The 17,916-nt window shown below is 33.7% G+C and carries 14 protein-coding genes; 9 read left to right on the top strand and 5 right to left on the bottom strand.

What is annotated here, in order from left to right; translation table 11 throughout:
- Positions 1-64: 64 nt before the first annotated feature.
- Entirely contained in the window at positions 65-2,137 is a 2,073-nt protein-coding gene (locus IWX80_RS09420) for a hypothetical protein (RefSeq protein WP_196853208.1), read from the top strand.
- A gap of 84 nt (positions 2,138-2,221) precedes the next feature.
- On the opposite strand, the gene IWX80_RS09415 is transcribed toward IWX80_RS09420, so the two are convergent.
- Together IWX80_RS09415 and IWX80_RS09410 are read right to left on the bottom strand one after the other, a co-directional pair.
- Positions 2,222-3,262 carry a PLP-dependent cysteine synthase family protein gene (locus IWX80_RS09415; protein ID WP_196853207.1) on the bottom strand — a complete coding sequence of 347 codons (1,041 nt, stop codon included), beginning with the start codon at positions 3,260-3,262 and terminating at the stop codon, positions 2,222-2,224.
- Between the two features lie 69 nt (positions 3,263-3,331).
- Positions 3,332-5,392 (bottom strand): S9 family peptidase, encoded by a 2,061-nt coding sequence (locus tag IWX80_RS09410; RefSeq protein ID WP_442899836.1) that lies wholly within the window; start codon positions 5,390-5,392, stop codon positions 3,332-3,334.
- A 145-nt stretch (positions 5,393-5,537) separates the two neighbouring features.
- Here IWX80_RS09410 and IWX80_RS09405 point away from each other — a divergent pair, with 145 nt between their 5' ends.
- A complete protein-coding gene (locus tag IWX80_RS09405; protein ID WP_113665668.1) occupies positions 5,538-5,858 on the top strand; it encodes a YbaB/EbfC family nucleoid-associated protein in 321 nt (106 codons plus the stop codon).
- Positions 5,859-5,943: 85 nt separating this feature from the next.
- Here the strand turns inward: IWX80_RS09405 and IWX80_RS09400 are convergent, their stop codons facing one another.
- On the bottom strand, positions 5,944-6,966 hold the full coding sequence (locus IWX80_RS09400; protein WP_196853205.1) for a threonine aldolase family protein: 1,023 nt from the start codon (positions 6,964-6,966) through the stop codon (positions 5,944-5,946).
- 191 nt (positions 6,967-7,157) lie between these two features.
- Here IWX80_RS09400 and prfB point away from each other — a divergent pair.
- The 5 genes from prfB (at position 7,158) to IWX80_RS09375 (ending at position 12,738) form a co-directional block, all read left to right on the top strand.
- A protein-coding gene (prfB, locus tag IWX80_RS09395) for a peptide chain release factor 2 (protein WP_196853204.1) occupies positions 7,158-8,253 on the top strand; the annotation gives its coding sequence in 2 pieces (ribosomal slippage) (positions 7,158-7,220 and positions 7,222-8,253; 1,095 coding nt in all).
- Between the two features lie 94 nt (positions 8,254-8,347).
- Positions 8,348-9,073, top strand: coding sequence for an energy transducer TonB (locus IWX80_RS09390; protein ID WP_196853203.1), 726 nt, complete (start codon positions 8,348-8,350; stop codon positions 9,071-9,073).
- A gap of 89 nt (positions 9,074-9,162) precedes the next feature.
- Entirely contained in the window at positions 9,163-10,161 is a 999-nt protein-coding gene (gene lpxD, locus IWX80_RS09385) for a UDP-3-O-(3-hydroxymyristoyl)glucosamine N-acyltransferase (RefSeq protein ID WP_196853202.1), read from the top strand.
- 166 nt (positions 10,162-10,327) lie between these two features.
- Positions 10,328-11,956, top strand: a complete 1,629-nt coding sequence (locus tag IWX80_RS09380) for an acyl-CoA carboxylase subunit beta (RefSeq protein WP_196853201.1) — start codon at positions 10,328-10,330, stop codon at positions 11,954-11,956.
- Between the two features lie 149 nt (positions 11,957-12,105).
- Positions 12,106-12,738 (top strand): hypothetical protein, encoded by a 633-nt coding sequence (locus tag IWX80_RS09375; RefSeq protein ID WP_196853200.1) that lies wholly within the window; start codon positions 12,106-12,108, stop codon positions 12,736-12,738.
- A gap of 75 nt (positions 12,739-12,813) precedes the next feature.
- Here IWX80_RS09375 and IWX80_RS09370 read toward each other — a convergent pair whose 3' ends face one another.
- Together IWX80_RS09370 and IWX80_RS09365 are read right to left on the bottom strand one after the other, a co-directional pair.
- Complete coding sequence (locus tag IWX80_RS09370) at positions 12,814-13,863, bottom strand: AMP-binding protein (RefSeq protein WP_196853199.1); 1,050 nt, start codon at positions 13,861-13,863, stop codon at positions 12,814-12,816.
- A 39-nt stretch (positions 13,864-13,902) separates the two neighbouring features.
- On the bottom strand, positions 13,903-14,814 hold the full coding sequence (locus IWX80_RS09365; RefSeq protein WP_196853198.1) for a CPBP family intramembrane glutamic endopeptidase: 912 nt from the start codon (positions 14,812-14,814) through the stop codon (positions 13,903-13,905).
- Between the two features lie 97 nt (positions 14,815-14,911).
- On the opposite strand from IWX80_RS09365, the gene IWX80_RS09360 reads away from it, so the two are divergent.
- Together IWX80_RS09360 and IWX80_RS09355 are read left to right on the top strand one after the other, a co-directional pair.
- Entirely contained in the window at positions 14,912-15,256 is a 345-nt protein-coding gene (locus tag IWX80_RS09360; protein ID WP_196853197.1) for an arsenate reductase family protein, read from the top strand.
- A 96-nt stretch (positions 15,257-15,352) separates the two neighbouring features.
- Positions 15,353-17,806, top strand: a complete 2,454-nt coding sequence (locus tag IWX80_RS09355; RefSeq protein ID WP_196853196.1) for a TonB-dependent receptor domain-containing protein — start codon at positions 15,353-15,355, stop codon at positions 17,804-17,806.
- Positions 17,807-17,916 lie beyond the last annotated feature (110 nt).

Below are 17,916 nucleotides of genomic sequence, written 5' to 3'. Positions count from 1 at the left end.
TTAGAGAGCAAATTATTCGCAATACAGAATATCGTTCTAAGGAACGCTTAAAATTATAAAATATATGACAAACAATATTCTAATTGAAAATCAATATAAAAGAACCAGTTTATTTGAAAAAGAAAATGTAGACTATTTAGTTCGCATTTTAAAAAGATTTAATACCGTACCAAAGATAAATAACATCAATATCATCACTTCAACCAGTGAGCCCACTATTTTCAAAATTGTACCCAACAAATCAATTATAATTGGTTCCTCCTTTTTGAACAAACCCATTTTAGCTTTAGTCTATCTAAGATATGGAATCGAATGGCAGCTATGGTACAAAGCTTTGAACGCCGAGAAAAAAGATGTTGTTTTATGTGATATTGCAGCTCTTGAAGTAACTCGGATATTTTATAATTTACTCCCTAAAGATGATAAAGAAAAATTAGAGAATCTTGATTATATTCTAATTAATTTAATCAAAAATGATATTTCTTTAAATGCTGAATCGTCATTAATAAATGAAGAGCTTCAATCTTTTCATGGTTTAAAAAATTCTAATACTGAACTCAAAGAATCTTGGAAACCTATTATCGAAAATCTTGCAAAACCTACAGAATACATGTTGATGTCTGGTGGTGATCTTAGATTGAACATAGACGAAATTCATTTGCTAAACAAATACGGATGTCGTCCATTCCCAAGACCTGATGCATTTACATTTGCTTCTTCTACAGCGTCGAGCGTTTCTAATTTTGCTTTTGATAAAACAGATAAAGTGAGAAGTATATTAATTAGAAATAGCTTGAAAAAAGGTTTTCAAGATACTACGATCGAGTTTTCTGAATTGCTAAAAAATAACCTGAGACACATATTTAAATTAAATGAGGAATGTGAAATAATTTTTTCACCATCAGGTACTGATTCATCACTTCAAATAGCAGCCATAACTCAAATTATCTCCGACAAAGAAATTACACATATTCTGGTTGCCTCTGATGAAACTGGTAGTGGCGTTGCTGCGGCCTTAAAAGGGTGTCATTTTGAAAACACTACTGCTTTAAATCATCCAATTAAAAAAGATACAAAAATTGAAGGTTTTAGAGATGTTGATTTAATACAAATCCCTTTTAGAGATCAAAATGGCGCATTAAAATCGTCTAATCAATTAGATCAGGAAGTATTTGATGCCATTATTAAGACTAAAAATCAGGGCAGGCACATTGTGTTACATACTATGGACCAGTCAAAACTAGGATATCAATCTCCAAGCGACGAATTTATTAAAAAACTAAATTCACTTGAAGATTTATCAATTCAAATAATTGTAGATGGTTCACAGCTAAGATTAGATCCAAAAGACATACAAAATTACTTAAACAAAGGATATATTGTGACCATTACCGGGAGTAAATTCTTCACTGGTCCTCCATACTGCGGTGCATTAATTTTACCTAAAAATGTAAATAAATTAATTCAATCTGTAAAAAACACATTACCCAAAGGCTTAACCCAATATTATAATCGTTCTGATTGGCCAACTTCATGGTTTTGTTCAAATGAATTATCTGATGGTTATAACTACGGTTCCTATATGCGCTGGAATGCCGCCGTGGTTGAAATGGACAGGTATTATAAAACACCTATTTTATATCGAAATATGGGTATTGAGATGTTTTGCAATTTTGTAGATGACTCCATAAAAGAAGCCACTTTTTTACAGCCTATTTATGGTGATGAAACAAAAACCAAGAGTTACAGCAGTAAAGAATTTGGAATAAGAAATATTCGCACCATTTTTCCTTTCTTTATTTTTAAAAACAATGAAGTATTATCTGTTGATAAAGTAAAGAAATTATACACTTTATTAAATTCTGATTTATCGGATCAGTTTGAAGGTTCTTCTTTAGAAATCATTCGACTTGCTGCCCAAAAATGTCATATTGGTCAAGCAGTTAATGTAAAATATACTACAGAAATTGAAAGTGCTATTTTAAGAATTAGTTTGGGAGCCAGAGTTATTTCTGAAAGTTGGGTCAACAGAGATATTAGCCTCTTTTTTAGAAATATAGAATTACAAATGAGTCAGATTACAATCACTATTAAAAAAATTGAATTGATACTTAATAATCCTGAATTATTGGATTAAATAAGCAAATGTTCTTCATTTATGTTCAAAAAAAAATCCCCATTTGCAGAAGCAAATGGGGATTTTTAATTTATAATCTTGAACTTATTTTATCATTTCAATTTTTTGAACTTCTTCTTCGTTGATACTGTCAAAGAAACCTTGTTCGTTCATCCAATCATCGCTAAATACTTTACTCATGTAACGAGAACCGTGATCCGGGAAAATTGCGATTACATTACTGTTTTCGTCAAATTCACCTTCTTCTGCATATTGTCTTATAGCTTGCATTACTGCTCCTGAAGTATATCCAACAAATAAACCTTCTTTTCTGGTGATTTCACGGGCAGCATGAGCGCTTTCCTCATCCGTCACTTTCATGAACTTATCAATAATATCAAAATCCGTTGCAGATGGAATCAGATTTTTTCCCAAACCTTCTATTCTGTATGGATAAATTTCATCGTTATCGAATTCTCTGGTTTCATGATATTTTTTCAATACAGAACCAAAAGCATCCACTCCAAGAATTCTAACATTTGGATTTTGTTCTTTTAGGTATTTTGCAGTACCTGAAATAGTTCCGCCTGTACCACTACAAGCAATTAAGTGTGTAATTGCTCCGTTAGTTTGTTTCCAAATTTCCGGACCGGTAGACTTATAATGTGCATCAACATTCAACTCATTGAAATACTGATTGATATAAACCGATCCTTTCGTTTCTTCATGTAAACGTTTCGCTACATTATAATAAGAACGTTCATCATCAGCAGAAACATGTGCCGGACAAACATACACTTTAGCGCCTAAGCTGCGAAGCATGTCTATTTTATCTTTAGATGATTTAGAACTAACAGCAAGAATGCAGTTGTAGCCTTTTATGATACTTACCATGGCTAAACTAAAACCCGTATTACCGGAAGTGGTTTCAATTATGGTATCACCCGGAGATAAAATACCTTTCTTTTCAGCTTCTTCAATTATGTATAATGCTATTCTATCTTTTGAGGAATGTCCTGGATTAAAAGCTTCTACTTTAGCGTAAAAATTCCCTTCTAAATTTTCAGTAACTTTATTTAGCTTAATAAGTGGAGTATTACCTATTAATTCTAAGACATTATTATAAGCTGTTATTTCTTTTTTCATAAAAAAATAGTTAGTCGTGGCAATTTTACATTAAACACGAATGTTGCAAATCTAACAAAAAAAATCTAATTAGTTTTTAATTCCTTCTAAATCTAATAAAAAACTATATTCTTTTGCTAATTCCTTTAGAGCTTCAAATCGTCCTGAAGCACCACCGTGACCGGCATCCATATTCGTATTAAGATATAAAACAGTATCATTTGTTTTTAGGGTTCGTAGCTTTGCAACCCACTTTGCAGGCTCCCAATACTGAACTTGAGAATCATGAAGTCCAGTTGAAACAAACATATTAGGATATTTTTGTGCTTTTACATTATCATAAGGAGAATACGATAACATATAATCGTACGATTTTTTCTCGTTTGGATTTCCCCATTCATCATATTCTCCGGTTGTAAGCGGAATCGTGTCATCAAGCATCGTGGTAATTACATCCACAAAAGGTACTTGAGCAATTACTCCATTATATAGTTCCGGCGCCATATTGACTATTGCTCCCATTAATAATCCGCCTGCTGAACCACCTTCAGCATATAAATGTTGTGGTGAAGTATATTTTTCCTGAATTAAAAACTTAGAGCAATCAATAAAATCAGTGAATGTGTTTTTCTTTTTCAATAATTTTCCGTCCTCATACCATTGTCTTCCTAAATCTTCGCCACCACGAATGTGCGCTATTGCAAAAACAAAACCTCTGTCCAAAATTGACAAACGTGTTGATGAAAAATAAGCATCCATTGTCACTCCGTACGAACCATAAGCATAAAGCAATACCGGATTATTCCCGTCTTTTTTCAATCCTTTGTGGTAAACCATTGAGATTGGGACTTTGGTTCCATCAGTTGCTGTAGCCCAAACACGCTCTTCGATATAATTATTTTTATCAAATTTGCCTCCTAGAACTTGTTGCTCTTTCTTGATTTCTTTCTCCTTGGTTTTCATATTAAAATCAATAACCGAAGATGGTGTTGCCAAAGATTGGTAACTGTAACGCAAAATATCAGTATCGAAATCCACATTTGTCGTTGTGTAAGCACTATATGTTTCGCTCCCAAAAGGCAAATAATATTCCCCTTCCCCACTCCAAGGCATAATGCGAATGTGATTCAAACCATTAGAACGTTCTTCTACAACCAAATAGTTGCTGAAAATCTCAATATCTTCTAGTAAAACGTCTTTTCTGTGAGCGATTACATCTTTCCAATTTTCTTTTGCAGTTGCATTTTCAGGAGTTTTCATCAACTTGAAGTTAGTCGCTTTGTCCTTATTGGTCATGATGTAAAAAGAATCACCAAAATGAGAAATACTGTATTCTAATCCGCGAACCCTTGGTTGAAAAACCACAAATTCTCCGTCTGGATTATCTGAATTTAAAATTCTATATTCAGTAGTTAATGTACTTCCAGAACCTATTACAATGTATTTTTTTGACTTTTCTTTACCTACAGAAACGTTGAATGTATCGTCTTTTTCATTAAAAACTAATACATCTGCAGCAGCATCTGTAGCTAATTTATGTTTGAAAACTTTATCAGAACGCAACGTAACTTTGTCTTGTCTGGTGTAAAATATCGTTTTATTATCATTTGCCCAAACTGAACTTCCAGTAGCATTTTCAATTTTATCCGAAAGAATTTCTCCTGTTTCTAAATTTTTGATTTGTATCGTATAAATACGTCTTCCAACAGTATCGATTCCAAAACTCGCAAATTTATTATCCGGACTAACGCTCAGACCGCCCAATTGAAAGTAGGTTTGTCCTTTGGCCAAGTCATTACAGTTGAACAAAATTTCCTCAGTAGCGGTAAGACTTCCTTTTTTTCGAGAATAAATAGGATAATCTTTTCCCGTTTCAAAACGCGTAATGTAATAATAACCATTGTATAAATAAGGAACCGATTGGTCGTCTTCCTTGATGCGGGCTTTCATTTCTTCGTATAATTCTTTCTGAAAACCTTTCGTATCCGCAGTCATAGCATCATAATAAGTATTTTCCTGATTCAAATAATCGATTACTTCCGGGTTCTCTCTGTCGTTTAACCAGAAATAATTATCTACTCTTTTTTCGTTATGTTTTTCTAAAGTTTTTGGAATTATTTTAGCTATTGGAGTTGGAATATTTTTTGACATTTTTTGTGCTTTAATTTTAGTATTTGATGCTGCAAAAATAACACAAAGACAACTGAGGATGAGTTTATTTTTCATGAATATTTTATTGATTATGACTATGCAATATAGTAATTTTGTAAATCAAATTAATTTAAAAAATTAAAACATGGATTTAATGGGAATGATGGGCAAACTTAAAGAGACCCAACAAAAGATAGAAGACACAAAAAAACGTTTAGATACTGTTCTAATTGACGAGCAAAGTACGGATACTTTATTAAAAGTTACTTTGACTGCTAACAGAACTATAAAATCAATCACCATTGACGACACTTTATTAGAAGATAAAGATCAACTGGAAGATTATTTGATTTTAGTATTGAATAAAGCGATTGAAAAAGCGACAAATGTGAATCAGAACGAACTGGATGCCGTTACCAAAATGGATATGCCAATGATTCCAGGAATGGAAGATTTGTTTAAATAAAAAAGTTTAAAGTTTAAGGTTTAACGTTTTTTGATTGCGATAAAAACTTTAAACCTTAAACTTTAAACAAATTCCCCAAGAAGAATTACACTAACTTTTGCAGTGTTTCCAATACATACGTGTGCATTACTTCTTTATAATCAAGATGCGTAACGATTCGCAATTTTCCATGACCCATCGAACTGATTAAAATATTTTTTTGTTTCAACAATTCAATTAAATTCTTTTCGATACAATTTGGAACCAACGAGAAAATCAGAATATTAGTTTCAACCGGCTCTACTGATGCCACCCAGCTTACCTTTTTCAAAACTTCACCTATTTCTTTAGCTCTTCGATGATCTTCGGCAAGGCGTTCTATATTATTATCCAAAGCATAAATTCCGGCTGCCGCCAAATAACCTACCTGACGCATTCCGCCACCTAGAATTTTTCGGATTCGCAACGCTCTATGAATAGTAGCTTTATCACCTAATAAAACCGAACCAATTGGCGCTCCCAAACCTTTAGACAAACAAACTGAAATGGTATCGAATAATTTTCCAAATGCTTTTGGGTCTTGATTTTTGGCTACCAAAGCATTCCAGATTCTAGCACCATCCATGTGAAATTTTAAATTGTTAGCATCACAAACCATCTTTATTTTTTGTAAATCTTCCAGTTCATAACAAGCACCACCGCCTTTATTTGTTGTGTTTTCAACACAAACTAAACTCGTTAGCGGACTGTGGTAAAATTCCGGATCATTAATCGCTCCAGCAACTTGTTCCGCGGTTATCATTCCGCGATTTCCGTCTAATAAACAACAAGAAACACCGCTGTTAAAGGAAACTCCACCACCTTCGTAATGATAAACATGCGCATATTTGTCGGCAATCAATTGTTCTCCAGGCTGTGTATGTAATTTTATCGCCGTTTGATTGGCCATAGTTCCTGAAGGAAAAAAAAGTCCCGCTTCCATTCCGAACATTTCTGCAACCTTTGCTTCAAGTTCAATAACCGTAGGATCTTGTTTATAAACATCATCACCTACTACGGCATTCAACATGTGAACCAACATTTCGCGTGACGGTTTTGTAATCGTATCGCTAACTAAATTTATTTCCATATTATTTTTTTATTTTTGATAAGAGCAAATCACGACTTGTCCCTGCGTAAAATTTTTCTATTTTTGTGCCACAAATTTACACAATACCGTTTGTTAATTCCAACTAGTTCCGTTAAAACTAAACTAATTGTAGTACAGAACGGCATTTTTGATAAATATTGAAATCAGACCTATTAAATTAATATAATTTTATGACAACTACCGAACAAATTAAAGGTATTGTAGAGCGCCTTGGTGCGTTGAGGAGGTATCTTTGACGTTGATGCCAAGCTAATTGAAATTTCTAACGAAGAGGAAAAAACTTTCGCACCTGACTTTTGGAATAATGCCAAAGAAGCTGAACTTATTGTAAAAAACCTTCGGAACAAGAAAAAGTGGATTGAAGATTACAATAAAGCGGTCGAAATGACTGAAGAATTGCAACTCGCCTATGATTTTTACAAAGAAGGAGAACTTAGTCCAGAAGAATTAGACGAACAATACATCGCTACGCAAGCGCATATTGAAGCCATCGAATTCAAAAATATGCTTTCGGACGAAGGGGATACATTGAGTGCCGTGGTACAAATAACTGCCGGTGCCGGTGGAACTGAAAGTTGTGACTGGGCCGAAATGCTGATGCGTATGTACATGATGTGGGGAGAAAAATACGGTTACAAAATCAAAGAACTGAATTTCCAGAAAGGAGAAGCTGCCGGTATCAAAACCGTAACACTCGAATTTGAAGGTGATTATTCTTTTGGTTATTTAAAAGGAGAAAATGGCGTGCATCGATTGGTTAGAATATCACCTTTTGACAGCAACGCCAAACGTCATACTTCGTTTGCTTCTGTTTATGTGTATCCGCTTGTAGATGATAGTATAGAAATTGAGATAAATCCTGCTGATATTGAGATTACGACTTCAAGATCCAGCGGTGCGGGAGGGCAAAATGTAAATAAAGTAGAAACTAAAGTACAATTGTTTCATAAACCAACCGGAATTCAAATACAATGTTCTGAAACACGTTCCCAGCAAGACAACAGACAACGTGCTATGCAAATGTTACGATCTCAATTATACGAAATTGAGTTAAAAAAGAAACAGGCACAACGCGCGGATATCGAAGCCGGGAAAATGAAAATAGAATGGGGTTCCCAAATCAGAAATTATGTGATGCAGCCTTATAAGTTAGTCAAAGATGTTCGTACCGGATATGAAACCAGTAATGTTGATGGAGTGATGAACGGAGAAATTGATGAATTCCTGAAAGCATATCTAATGATGATGGGACAAAAAGAAGAATAAATTCATCTTAAAATTAAAAAATATCCTGCAATGAGCAAAACGCTAAATTGTAGGATTTTTTTATTACTTTTGTTTTAAAATTACCCTTTATCAAATGAAAAAATTACTTCTTCTATTCGTTTTGTTATCCTGCACAATTTTTTATGCTCAGAAAAAAGTATACTTTACTGAAGACTTTAAAGAGTTACCGTCTTCAGATAATGCGATTTATTATACTATTTATGAACCAAATGGCAAAGGAACGATCAGAACTACTTTTTACATCAACGATAGTATCTATTCTAAGGACTATTTCTCAAACTATAAAAAGAGACAAATTGATGGTGCATCAGAACGATGGCACCCTAACGGAAAAAGAGAATCATTCGCGATTTATGTTAAAGGCAAACAAGAAGGTATTCAAACTCGTTATTTTGAAAATGGCCAAGTAAAACGAACCGAAAATTTTAAAAACGGGGAATTTGTTGATGGGAAATGTTTTGATGAAAATGGGGCAGAAATAGCTTTTTTCCCTTACTACATAAAACCAGAATTCCCTGGTGGAAACAAAGCTTTTTATGATTTCATTTCCTCTAATTTTAAAGCGCCAAATAACAGTATAGGCGAGGTAATAATTGGATTTTCAGTAGAATTGGACGGTACTTTAAATCATTTTGAAGTAATAAAAAGTGTGAACAAACAAATTGATCTAGCAGTGATCAAGACTTTAGTTAAATGTCCAAAATGGATACCGGGAAAAATTGATGGTAAGGCAGTCGTAATAAAGTATAAAATACCTATTAACATACAAGACTTGAATAACAATCAAGTAATACGTTAACAGCACTAAAATCTAAGATTAATTAGGATAACTACGGGTAAATTCTTTTATTTGAAAAATATTTAACAACCAAATCCTATATATACTTAATGAAATCCTACACAATTCAAGAAATTAATGAAGTTCTAAAAGGAGAAATAGTGGGAAATACTTTTCACAGTATTACTGCACCTGAACAACTTGAAGCCGCTAATGAATCTGAAATTTCATTTATTGGAAACAAAAAATATGAAAAATTTTGGGCTGCATCTAAGGCTTGTGTTGCAGTTGTTAATGAAGATATTGCTATTGAACCCGGAGAAAATAGGGCTTTCATAAAAGTAAAAAACGCTGATTTAGCGATGTCACAAGTATTAGAACTTTTTGCACCTCCTACACCATTATTCAACATTGATATTCATCCAACCGCAATAATAGACGAAACAGCAACTATTTGCAATGGAGTCCGCATTGGAGCTGGTTCTTATATTGGACCAAAAGTTGTTATTGGTGATAACACAACAATCTATCCAAACGTGACTATTCTAGATGAATGCACCATTGGAAAAAACACAGTTATCTGGTCCGGAACTGTAATCAGAGAGCGCTGCCATATAGGAAACGACTGTATTTTACATCCCAATGCAACAATTGGAGCAGATGGTTTTGGTTTTCGTCCTGACCCACAAAGAGGCTTGGTGAAAATTCCACAAATTGGGAATGTGATTATAGGTAATAATGTCGAAATTGGCGCAAATACATGCGTTGACAGAGGTAAATTTAGTTCTACCATTTTAGGTGATGGTTGCAAAATTGATAATTTAGTCCAAATAGGTCATAACAGTAAATTAGGGAAATTTTGTATTATGGCTGGAAACAGTGGACTGGCAGGATCTGTGACATTAGGAAACGGTGTTATTATAGGCGGAAGCGCATCTATAAAAGACCACACGACTATAGGTGATGGAGCCATAGTGGGCGCCGGTTCAGGTGTAACAGGAGATATTCCGGCGGGAAAAACCATGTTAGGATATCCAGCTGTAGAAGCCCGAGATGCACTGAAACAATGGGCAATTTTGAAAAGACTCGTAAATGAATCTAAAAAATAATTACTAGCTTTTTTATTGAATTCACAAAAAAACAGAAGTTCGCTTCTGTTTTTTTGTTTTAATAGTAAACAAATATTCGATTTTCATTATTTACAATTTAAAATAATAAAATTTATTTAGTTGGATTTTGTATTTTAGCGCAAACTTTTTTTAACACTATTTCATCATGGATTTGAACTTCAACAAAAACGAAGACCACAATAAACTTTTACTTTCAGCTTTGCGTCAAAAATTGAGCGTAGTTAAAATGGGAGGCGGCGAAAAACGCATCCAAAAATTACACGGAGAAGGCAAAATGACTGCACGCGAACGTATCGATTATTTATTGGATCCAAAGGCGAAATGTATAGAAATTGGAGCATTTGTTGGTGAAGGAATGTATGCGGAACACGGCGGTTGTCCATCAGGAGGTGTTGTGGTAAAAATAGGATACATCCGAGGAAAACAATGTATTGTTGTGGCAAATGACGCTACAGTAAAAGCAGGTGCTTGGTTTCCTATCACTGCTAAGAAAAACTTACGTGCGCAAGAAATTGCTATGGAAAACAGATTGCCAATCATCTATTTAGTGGATAGTGCCGGAGTTTATTTGCCATTGCAAGACGAAATTTTCCCTGACAAAGAACATTTCGGACGTATTTTTAGAAATAATGCCCTTATGAGCAGTATGGGAATAACTCAAATTTCTGCTGTGATGGGAAGTTGCGTTGCCGGAGGCGCTTATTTACCAATTATGAGCGACGAAGCCATGATTGTTGATAAAACTGGAAGTATTTTCTTAGCTGGAAGTTATTTAGTGAAAGCTGCCATTGGCGAAAGCATCGATAATGAAACATTGGGAGGAGCAACAACCCATTGTGAAATTTCGGGCGTTACGGATTACAAGGCAAAAGATGATAAAGATGCATTAGACAAAATAAAAAATATAGTCGACAAAATAGGTAATTTTGACAAAGCAGGTTTCAGCCGAATTAAAGCTGAAAAACCGGCTTTAGACGAAAATGAAATCTATGGAGTTTTGCCAAAAGCCAGAAATGAGCAGTACGACATGATGGAAATCATCAATCGTTTAGTTGACAATTCTGAATTTGAAGCCTACAAAGATGGTTACGGTCAAACCATTATTACCGGTTATGCCAGAATTGACGGTTGGGCAGTAGGAATTGTGGCTAATCAACGAAAAGTGGTCAAAACTAAAAATGGCGAAATGCAATTTGGAGGCGTAATTTACTCTGATAGTGCGGATAAAGCCACGCGTTTCATTGCCAATTGCAATCAGAAGAAAATTCCTTTAGTGTTCATACAAGATGTAACCGGATTTATGGTTGGATCTAAATCCGAACATGGCGGAATCATAAAAGACGGTGCCAAAATGGTAAATGCCGTTTCTAATTCGGTTGTACCAAAGTTTACAGTTATCGTAGGAAATTCATACGGAGCAGGAAATTATGCTATGTGCGGCAAAGCGTATGACCCAAGGTTAATTTTTGCCTGGCCAAGTGCTGAATTAGCCGTTATGGGCGGAACGCAGGCTGCAAAAGTATTGGCACAAATTGAAGCTTCATCGCTTAAAGCAAAAGGTGAAGTCGTAGATGAACTCAAAGAAAAAGAGTTGTTTGATAAAATAAAAGCGAGATATGACGAACAAGTTTCTCCGTATTATGCTGCATCACGTTTATGGACCGATGCGATTATTGATCCAAAAGACACCAGAGCTTGGATATCTATCGGAATTGAAGCGGCCAATCACTCGCCAATTGAGAAAAAATTTAATTTAGGAGTTATTCAAGTTTAATACTGATTTTCAAATACTTACAGTAATATTTTGTATATTTATGGCTGTTTTACTCTTGCTTTTCAGCAATTGTAAAACAGCCTCATTTATTATACAATACTCAAAAATCTTAACCTAATTCATTTTATTAATTTAAACTTGAATAAGAAATGAAAAAGATTTTGGTTTTACTATTTAGTATAATGTTACTAATGGGTCATTCGATTTGTGCACAAAACAAATTAGAAAATACTGATGCTCAAAAAGAAAAGAAACCTATTTATTTTGAATCGGGACTGAATGCATCCTTGCCGGTTCATATCGAAATGTATCGGACGCACCGACTGGCGATTGGTTTGAATGCGAGAGCTGGAAAATTGATTTCAAAGAAAGTTGAATTAGGAATCCGATTTGATTATGATTATCGGTTCATCCGAAAAAACACTCGAATTCTAACCCCAGAAAGCACACTGCAAGAAAGAGCCAGTCACAATAACTTTAGCCTCTTTAGCCTAAAACCCAATATTCAATTCAATATGAATTCGCATTGGTTTTGGGGTGCAGAAACAGGAATAGGATATGTTTTATCCGACGAGGACAGTAAAATAGGAATGGGTTTTGTGTCAGAATATGCAAGTGATCAGCAATTTGGCTTATGTTCAGGACTATATGTAGGTCGGTATTTTATCATTAGCCCTAATAAAAACAAATTTGGAGTTTCCATGAATTTAACCCAATTTCTGGCGCTTGGCCATGCTGAAAACAGTTTAGGTTTGAGATTCAATTACCGATTTATTAACTGATTTACATTAAAAAAAGTATCAAATTCAAAAGTGTCTTCCAGAAAAGATCGTTTTGAATTTGATACTTATACTAATTTATATACTTTCCAGTATTTCTTTTCTTTTCAGCTTACCATTTTCAGTTTCGGAAAATTTTGCTACATAAAATACTTCTTTTGGTTTTTCATATTTATCTAAACCATCAAAAATATTATCTTCTAAAGTTTGATTTTCACCCTCGATTACTAAAACTAATTTTTCGCCTAAATCAGCGTCTTGTATTCCAGTTACAAAAAATCTGGATTGAATCTTTGAAGACAATTTATCTTCAATTTTCTCCGGAATTAATTTAACCCCACCACTATTGATTACATTATCTATTCTTCCTAAAAAAACAAACTGATTCTCACCAACTAATTCCACTAAATCATTGGTGACAATAGCTTCTTCTGAAATTTTAGGTGCATCAATAACCAAACAATTTCTGTCATCCTTGGTAATTTTTATATTAGGCAAAACTGAAAATGCCTTCTCTCCTATTTTTTTAGCTGCAATATGCGTGATAGTTTCAGTCATACCATAGGTTTCGTAAACCTGTGTTTTCAATTTAGAAAGTCCTTTTTCTAAAGCATTGTTCATCTTTGCCCCGCCAACAATCATCTTCTTTACATTATTTAATTCTGCTAAAGAGTTATGGGCTTGCAAAGGAACCATTGCTACAAAATCATATTTGGTGTCATTTTGCAACATCGGATGCGAACTTGGCGCTACAAAATCAATATCAAGACCAAGAATAAAGCTTCGAACAAACATCATCTTTCCAGCGATATATTTCGTTGGCAAACAATGTAATGCTTTGTCACCCGGTTGTAAATCAAAAAAGTCACCTGTGGCAATTGCTGAATTGACCATTGCTTGTTTCTCAATTCGGATTATTTTGGGCGTTCCCGTAGTCCCGGATGTATTCAGTTCTAAGTAGGATTTATTGTCAAACCAATCGAGTACAAAATCTCCAACAGACTTTTCATATTCATCGCCTTCTTTGATAAAACTATACGCAACTCGGCATAAATCATTTCGATTCAGATGAAATCCGTTCAATTTAAACAGATTATGAACATTCTGATAAGTTATTGTATTGGTCATGAGTGAGTATTTTTTTAAATTATTTAATGCTTAAATCAACTATATTTTCCCGGTTAATTTTTCTTTCCAGTTCGTCCAGTTGTATTTTTTACTAAAGATAAATAAAAGTATTGGGTAAATTATGACAACTGGTAAAATAACATCTAATCCTGCTGAAGGATCTGAAATATCTTTAAAAATAGAGTGCGTTTGAAAAGCAGACCAATCAGAAGTGATTAGCAATGCACCAATTAAATTATTAGCCGCGTGAAAACCCAAAGCGAGTTCCATTCCCTCATCCATTAGCGTTATAATTCCCAGAAACAGTCCGGTCCCGATGTAATAAACCAAAACAATTGGACCAATTTTAGTGACTTCTGGATTAAACCAATGCATCCCCCCAAAAATAAGTGAAGTCATCAGTAACGGAAACCATTTGTTTTTAGCAAGATTAGCAAATCCTTGCATCAAATAGCCTCTGAAAATATATTCTTCAGAACTGGTTTGTATTGGAATAAGAAATATACCGATTACCGCCAAAATAGCAAATGGAACAGGTTTAAAGTTGATGACAAAATCACTTGGGGAATAATAATAAAATAACAATGTCGATACAATAGTTATTGCTGCCCATATAAAAAATGAAAACACGATTCGACTCCAATCTACTGTCGTTCTTGAGGTTGTAACAGAAAGTACCGTTTGATGGTGTAAATATCTTATGACCAAAATGATTCCGAGCATGATAAATACAAACGAAATCATAATTAAGAACAAAGTGAAATTGGGTTCAAAAAAACGCATGATTGCCTCATTGCTGGTAGGATAAGGTTTTCCATTTACGAATGTCTCATAAAGTAATGCCATAAGGAGTGGCAACTGACCCAGAAATGAAGCGAAAATGATTATTAGAGAGCCCACAATATACTTCCAAAACTTATTTTCTGATTTAAAACCTTGTTCTATAAACATGTATTTTTAGTTTAATATTTTTAACTAATTAGTACAACAAATGTTATTTTTGCTACACTTAATATCCTTTCCAATCCTAAATTATTTTATTTAAAATATGATACAAATATACCATAATTCCCGCTGTGGAAAATCCAGAAATTGCCTCGCTTTTGTGGAAAACTCAAAAAAAGAGTTTAAAGTTATCAATTATTTGATAAACCCACCTTCTTTTGAAGAGTTGACTGTTATCATCGAAAAATTAAATATAAAACCCATTGAATTAGTTCGTCAAAAGGAAAAAATTTGGATAGAAAATTTTAAAGACCAAATAATGAATGACGACCAAATTATTCAAGCCATGATATCTAATCCTATTTTGATTGAAAGACCTCTTGTTATTATGGGAAATAAAGCAATGATAGGACGAGATCTAGAGAAAGTGGCCGAGTTTATTTCATAAAAAACGAGTTTTAAATTAACATTTATTTGTGATTTGTAGTATTAAACCAAATCTTACTTTTGCAATCTAACGATTGTAACCAAAGTTTTTTTAAAAATGAAAAAAATAAAATCCGTTTTAATTCTTGTTCTCTTTTTTACAACCCTATTCAGTTTTGCCCAACAAGGTCCTGCAGTTCCAAAAATCAAAATTTCCGGAAAAGTAGTAGAAAAAATAAGCAAACAACCGCTCGAATATGCTACAATTACTTTTTTAGCACCTAATAACCCAAAACCAGTAGCCGGTGGTATTACTAACGCAACTGGAGAATTTGACATTGAAGTTAACCCAGGTATTTACGACATAAAAATCGAGTTTATCTCATTTAAATTAAATGAGTTTAAACAAAAAAATCTTCAAAAAACTACCAGTTTAGGACTAATCAGTTTAGAAGAAGATGCTAATCAATTGAATGAGGTTATCATTCGTTCCGAAAAAACAACGGTTGAAATCAAATTAGATAAAAAAGTATACAACGTAGGAAATGACCTTATGGTAAAAGGTGGAACTGTAAGTGATGTTCTGGACAATATTCCTTCTGTGGCTGTAGATGTCGAAGGAAACATAAGCCTTCGTGGAAACGAAAATGTAAGAGTTCTTATTGATGGAAGACCTTCAAATGCTATTAATATTGCTGAAGCATTGCGATTGATTCCTGCTGATGCAATTGAAAAAGTAGAAGTAATTACTAATCCGTCTGCACGTTATGATGCTGAAGGTGGTGGAGGTTTATTGAACATCATCCTTAAAAAAGGAAAAAATCAAGGTTTAAACGGAACAATAATTGCGTCTGCCGGATATCCTGAAAATTATGGTTTGAGTGGTACATTAAACTACAAATCAAAAAACTTTAATCTTTTCACAACACAAGGGTACAATGACCGAAGTAATCCTGGAAATGCATTTACAGATTCTAGATATTTAAATGCGGATAACTCAACTCGAAATTATGTAAATGAAACGAGAGAAAACGATAGAGACAGTAAAGGTTACAATGGAAACTTTGGAATGGAATGGTATTTAAGCGAAAGCATTTCATGGACTAATACTTTCAACTACAGAAAAAGTAATGGAATCAACGTGGATAACGTTTTCCAGAATAACTATGATGCAGGATTTAATTATGACTACACTCGTAACCGTATCAATCTAGAAAATAGCGACAGTGAAAACGTAGAATTTGCAACTAACTTCACTAAGAAATTCAAAAAAGACGGTCATAAATTAACAATTGACGGTTCGTTCTCTACAAATGATGACATCAATGATGCTTTAATTACAGACACAGCAACAAATACAAGCTTAGTGAAATTTGACAATACCATCAACAATCAAACTCAAAGCAGAAATTTACTTCAAATGGACTATGTTTTACCTTTTGGAAAAGGAAGTCAGTTTGAAGCAGGTTACCGTGGTGATTTCTCGGAATTACTTACAGATTACAGAGTTGATAATGATGGCGTAATCAATGAAAATTTCACCAATACACTAGAATATAAAGAAAAAGTAAATGCGCTTTATACTCAGTACGGAGTGAAGATCAATAAATTTTCAGCTTTATTTGGATTGCGTTTTGAAGATTCCAATATTGAAATCAATCAATTAGCAACGAACGATTTCAATACTAAAAAGTACAATAACTTTTTTCCAAGTGCATTTTTCACTTATGAAATCTCAGACGAAAGTAGTGCTTCTGTAAGTTACAGCCGAAGAATTCAAAGACCAAGAGGAAGGATGTTGAATCCGTTCAGCAACTTGTCAAGTAACATCAATATTTTTGTTGGAAATCCAGATTTAGATCCAGCATTTTCAGATGCAATTGATTTTGGTTACATTAAAAGATGGGAAAAATTAACTTTCAATACTTCGTTATACGTAAATAAAACAACTGATGTTTTCCAATTTGCAAGAAGAGAATCAGGTGATTTTGTAAACGGAGTTCCTGTTATCATTAGTTCTCCAATCAACTTAGCTACAGAATATAGAACAGGATTTGAATTCACGTTAAACTATTCTCCATATAAATGGTGGAAATTAAACAGTAACTTCAATTTCTTTAGAAACGAAACCCAAGGAGATTTTACTTATACTGATTTTAACAATAATGAAATTGTACAAAATTTTGATAACGTAGCAACATCATGGTCTACAAGACTGACTTCAAAAATCACATTGCCATACAAAATTGACTGGCAGACTAATGCAACGTATAACGGTCCGCAAAATAATGCACAAGGAAGAAGCTTAGGGGTTTTTGCAGCAAACATAGCATTCAGTAAAGACGTCTTAAAGGATAAAGGAACACTTTCATTCAACGTGAGTGATGTTTTCAATTCAAGAAAAAGAATGATGGAAACTTTCCTTCCGGGAACTGTTGATTCTTACAGCGAAATGCAATGGAGAGTAAGACAATTTAATTTATCATTCACATACCGTTTTAACAAACCTAAAAACGAAAGAGAACAACCTAAAAGAAATCAAGGGGATAATGAAGGAGATTATCAAGGATAACAAAATTAAGGACTCATGAAAATGGGTCCTTTTTTTATAAGTCATTTAATCTAAAAAAATAAAAAAAGTATAATCATAAAAAAAAGGGCCCATAAATGAGTCCTTTTTTT

The sequence above is a fragment of the Flavobacterium sp. CAN_S2 genome, assembly GCF_015752255.1.
GTDB lineage: Bacteria > Bacteroidota > Bacteroidia > Flavobacteriales > Flavobacteriaceae > Flavobacterium.
This window is presented reverse-complemented; position numbering and strand designations above follow the sequence as displayed.

Bases quoted from the DNA above. Each gene is read 5' to 3' on its own strand.
- IWX80_RS09405 (WP_113665668.1), top strand. From the start codon at position 5,538: ATGGATTTAATGGGAATGATGGGCAAACTTAAAGAGACCCAACAAAAG.
- IWX80_RS09380 (WP_196853201.1), top strand. From the start codon at position 10,328: ATGGATTTGAACTTCAACAAAAACGAAGACCACAATAAACTTTTACTT.
- IWX80_RS09420 (WP_196853208.1), top strand. From the start codon at position 65: ATGACAAACAATATTCTAATTGAAAATCAATATAAAAGAACCAGTTTA.
- IWX80_RS09415 (WP_196853207.1), bottom strand. From the start codon at position 3,262: ATGAAAAAAGAAATAACAGCTTATAATAATGTCTTAGAATTAATAGGT.
- IWX80_RS09400 (WP_196853205.1), bottom strand. From the start codon at position 6,966: ATGGAAATAAATTTAGTTAGCGATACGATTACAAAACCGTCACGCGAA.
- IWX80_RS09360 (WP_196853197.1), top strand. From the start codon at position 14,912: ATGATACAAATATACCATAATTCCCGCTGTGGAAAATCCAGAAATTGC.
- IWX80_RS09390 (WP_196853203.1), top strand. From the start codon at position 8,348: ATGAAAAAATTACTTCTTCTATTCGTTTTGTTATCCTGCACAATTTTT.
- IWX80_RS09355 (WP_196853196.1), top strand. From the start codon at position 15,353: ATGAAAAAAATAAAATCCGTTTTAATTCTTGTTCTCTTTTTTACAACC.
- IWX80_RS09365 (WP_196853198.1), bottom strand. From the start codon at position 14,814: ATGTTTATAGAACAAGGTTTTAAATCAGAAAATAAGTTTTGGAAGTAT.
- IWX80_RS09370 (WP_196853199.1), bottom strand. From the start codon at position 13,863: ATGACCAATACAATAACTTATCAGAATGTTCATAATCTGTTTAAATTG.
- IWX80_RS09410 (WP_442899836.1), bottom strand. From the start codon at position 5,392: ATGTCAAAAAATATTCCAACTCCAATAGCTAAAATAATTCCAAAAACT.
- lpxD (WP_196853202.1), top strand. From the start codon at position 9,163: ATGAAATCCTACACAATTCAAGAAATTAATGAAGTTCTAAAAGGAGAA.
- IWX80_RS09375 (WP_196853200.1), top strand. From the start codon at position 12,106: ATGAAAAAGATTTTGGTTTTACTATTTAGTATAATGTTACTAATGGGT.